Raw genomic sequence first — 4,225 nt, 5'->3', positions numbered from 1 at the left:
CGATACATATCTCAATCTAAATCCGGTCGAAGAGATACAATTTCAAGAAGAGATTAGAACATTTAGTCAACCCGTCCAGGAGGGAGTTATGCAAATTACTACCAGTTGGATGCGTCAAGGTATTGAACTAGGTATTGAACAAGGTATTGAACAAGGTATCGAACAAGGTATCGAACAAGGTATCGAACGCGAAAAGACATTGATTCTTCGTCAAATTAAACGCAAGTTAGGGGAGATTAATCCTTCATTAGAAACTCAAATTATGGAGTTAAGTATTGATAATGTCGAAGTATTAGGAGAAGCTTTATTCGATTTCTCTACAGTTGAAGATTTAATCAATTGGTTAAATACTTTAACTGCCTAGCTTTGACGTTAGCGATCGCATCTTCGCAACAACCCGCTAAAATTGTCATTATCAGGGAGTAATTGAGAACCACAGAAAACGGGTGTCTCGGAGAAACCCCTTTTCTGTGGGGTTTTTAGTGGAAAGAGAAAGGTTAACGCGGAAATTATTCCCCTCGCCATCACCCGCTAAAATTTTCATGGTGAGGAAGTAATTCAGAGATAAGCTTTCCGTATATAATATAGGCAACAAGCAGAAGCTTGGTGAACTATAGATCAGCAACGACTGGCTAAACCCGAAGTTGCAAAAGCGATCGCTCAAAATTTTACTTGAATGCGATCGCCACAAGACCCCTGGGAGCGCCTGAAGGGAAACCAGCCTTTAAGTCAGTTTAAATTGGCTATTGACAATATCGGTTAGTTAACTTAACCTCAATTAATAAAATATTTTCACTTTTTCTGGAGTGATAAATCATGCTTACTAAAATTATTAATATTGAAGCTCGTTGGGGACGTAGTGTTACTGAATTTTTGCCAGCAGGCGATTATAAGGTTGAATATATTGGGATTGCTCAAGGCGGTCAATACAACGCTTGGAATTATCGATATAATTATTACCCTTATTGGTCAAATCAATATCAGATTGATAGTAGTGAATTTTCTTTCTCTACAGGACGGTTATCAGAAAACTGGGGAAATGATACCTTAGCACTGGCTAATGCGAAAAATACTACTTTTGTTTTGAAGAACGCGGGAAATGTCACTTTCTGGATTTATGATACTGTTTATGAGGATAATACCGGTGGGGTTTCGTTAAGAGTAACGTCTATTCCCACACCTGCAACTAATATCACTCTTTCTAATAATAACATCGCTGAAAATCAAGCCGTTAATACTGTAATTGGTGATTTTACCAGCACTGATCCAGATCCAGGGGATACGTTTATTTATAGTTTAGTATCTGGTGCTGGTGATACGGATAATAGCTTTTTTACTATCAGTAATAATCAGCTAAAAAGTAATAGTGTTTTTGACTATGAAGCGAAGACAAGCTACAGTATTCGTGTCAGAACAACTGATCAAGATGGACAATTTTATGAGAAACAGTTAACGGTTAATGTTACTAATATTATTGAGCCGGGGACATTTTCTTTTAGCGATAATAACTATGTAGTGAAAGAAGATGGAACGGTAGTTAAGGCGATTACGATAAACCGGACAAATAACTTTGAGGGTGCGGTTAGTGTCACCGTGACTCCTACTGATGGTACGGCTACATCTGTTAATGATTACAAAAATACTCCTATTGTGGTTAATTTTGCAGCAGGAGAAGCCAGTAAAACGGTTAATCTTCCTCTGATTAATGATACGGCTTATGAACTGGAGGAAAACCTGAATTTAGCGATTACTAATGTGACGGGTGGCGCAATTATTGGAACGCAAAATAAGGCGACTTTAACTATTCTTAATGATGATACACCAATTCCCGGTCAATTAGCGTTTAATGCGCCGACTTATACGCTTACTGAAAACGGAACTACTATAACTCAAGTAACAGTAACTCGCACGGGGGGAAGTGATACAGAAGTGAGTGCGACGATTACGTTAAATAATGGTACAGCAACCGCAGAAGATTATAATAATACCCCCATTAAGGTTACGTTTGCTCATGGGGATAGTGCGCCTAAAATTATTACGATTCCGATTAAGGAAGATAGTCAGTTTGAAGCGGTGGAAACCCTTAACCTATCCTTGACGAATCCGACTAATGGGGTGACGATTGGTACACAAAATACGGCAATTGTCAAGATAATTGATAATGATAATTTTGTCTTTAATAATACGGATATTCAACCGACAAAACTGGAGAAGTTGACGTTACCGATTCCCACAGCGTTGAAGCAGTATGAAATTCTCAGCAGCGAATTGGACAAAGCCAAGGTTAAATTAGACACGACGGAGGAACAGTTAAGGTTAGCTAATGATGATTATTCCTTTGCGAAGGAAACCTTTGAAGGGAGTCTCAGTAAGCAGAAGTCTTTAACTGACATTTTGCAGAATCTAGCAAATAAAAAGACGGCTTTAACCTCTAGCTTTACTCAATCTAAAACAGAAATTGAGCAAAAACAGAAGGATATTCAGAAAAATATTGATAATGCTTATGCTCGTCTGAAGGCTGAAACGAATGCGGGTATAAAAGATGGGATTCAGAAGGAGATTAATGGTTATCTGATTCAGATTGAGCAACAACAGAATTCACTGTCAATTGCGACGACTAAGTATAATCAGGAGTTGGCGGTTGTTATTTTCCAAATTGATGACTCAAATCAGGAGTTACAGGGACTTGAGAGTAATATTATTCCCAAGCAAGTTGAGGATTTAGAGAAGAAGAATCAGGCTTTAGTGGATATTAAAACCGCTTGGGAAGGGAATAAGCAAGCTGTGACAGTTGCGGATAAGGCGCTGGGGGATTTGCTGACGGATTATGCTTTTCTCAAGACTCAGGATTATTCGTCTAAGTTTTTGCAGGATACGGTTGATAGTCTTAAGCAAAAAATTGGTGCGCTTCAGGCTGATTTAACGGCTTTGAAGAGTGGAAATGGGTCTAATTCTCAGATTGCGGCGTTGGAAAAGGCGATTTTAGAGAAGCAGAAAATTGTGGGAGAGGTACAAGAGTATCAGAAAACGGTGTTAGCGGGTGAGTTGGAGTTTAAGCAGGAGTTGGAGACGAGAAAGGGGACTTCTGCGGACCATGAAGCTTCGGTTAAGGTGGCTTTAGGGAATAATAATATTGAGGGTTATGTGAGTTTAAACAGTCAATTGGCTAACCAGTTGAAGGGTTTAACGACTGTTTGGGTGGATAATTTAGAGGATAATCATAATCTAACGATTAAGGTGTGGAATGGCTCTCAAGCTACGTCTCAGGCGTTTGATAGTTTGACGAGTTATATTGATGAGAATTTGGCGACTCCTTATGGGGATTATTATCTAAATGAGATTCAGTTAGATGAGGCGTTACAGATTCGGGAGTCAACGGTAAGACGGCGGGATGCTTTGGCGGATAGTGTTGATTTTGTGGAGGATGCGCTGTTTTTGGCTAAAAAGCAGTTACAAGAGTATCAGGATTTAGCGAAGTTAGGTCAGCATTATTCAGATTTAACTAAGTATGAAAAACAATATGCAACCTTACAAGGAGTTAAAGAAAAATTAGCAAATAAAAAAGAACTGTTATCTTCTGGGAATATCGATCAATATAAACAGATAGGAATTGAAGTTATTAGCGTAGCAAATTTATTACAAAATAATTTTAAGGATAACCCTAATTATTTACAGACAAGCAATAGTTTAGACAAAGCAATTAAAAAGTATCAAGATTTAGCCAATCAAATAGAATATACTCCATATATTTTTAATCTAAGTTTTAACCAATATCTAAATCCAATTAACACATTATCAATTAATGAAAATCCTGATAATGCTTTGGTAGGTGATTTTAACGGAGATGGCAAGGATGATCTTTATTTTACTTGGCGAAGTAGCGGAAGAAATCGTCTTTATCTAAGTAATGGACAAGGTAATTTTAACCAATATTTAGATTCAATTAATACATTGTCAATCAATGAAAGTCCTGATAATACTTTAGTAGATGATTTTAATGGGGATGGCAAAGATGATGTTTATTTTATTTGGCGAGGTAGTGGAAGAAATCGACTTTATCTAAGTAATGGACAAGGCGGTTTTACTCAATATTTAGATCCCATTGTTACAGGAGCAATTAATGGACATGATAATTCTTTAGTAGGTGATTTTAATGGAGATGGCAAAGATGATGTCTATTTCTTTTGGAGAGGAATGGGGGTTAATCGACTTTATCTAAGTAATG

At 37.5% G+C, this 4,225-nt stretch carries 2 protein-coding genes; both read left to right on the top strand.

The window, feature by feature from the left end; translation table 11 throughout:
- A partial coding sequence (locus tag IM477_RS16350) for a DUF4351 domain-containing protein (RefSeq protein ID WP_287732618.1) occupies positions 1–364 on the top strand: 364 nt, incomplete at its 5' end.
- Between the two features lie 452 nt (positions 365–816).
- Positions 817–4,225, top strand: a 3,409-nt coding sequence (locus IM477_RS16345; RefSeq protein WP_287732616.1) for a Calx-beta domain-containing protein, incomplete at its 3' end; no start/stop codon positions are given.

It is taken from the genome of Microcystis sp. M090S1, assembly GCF_020246295.1.
GTDB lineage: Bacteria > Cyanobacteriota > Cyanobacteriia > Cyanobacteriales > Microcystaceae > Microcystis > Microcystis aeruginosa.
This window is presented reverse-complemented; position numbering and strand designations above follow the sequence as displayed.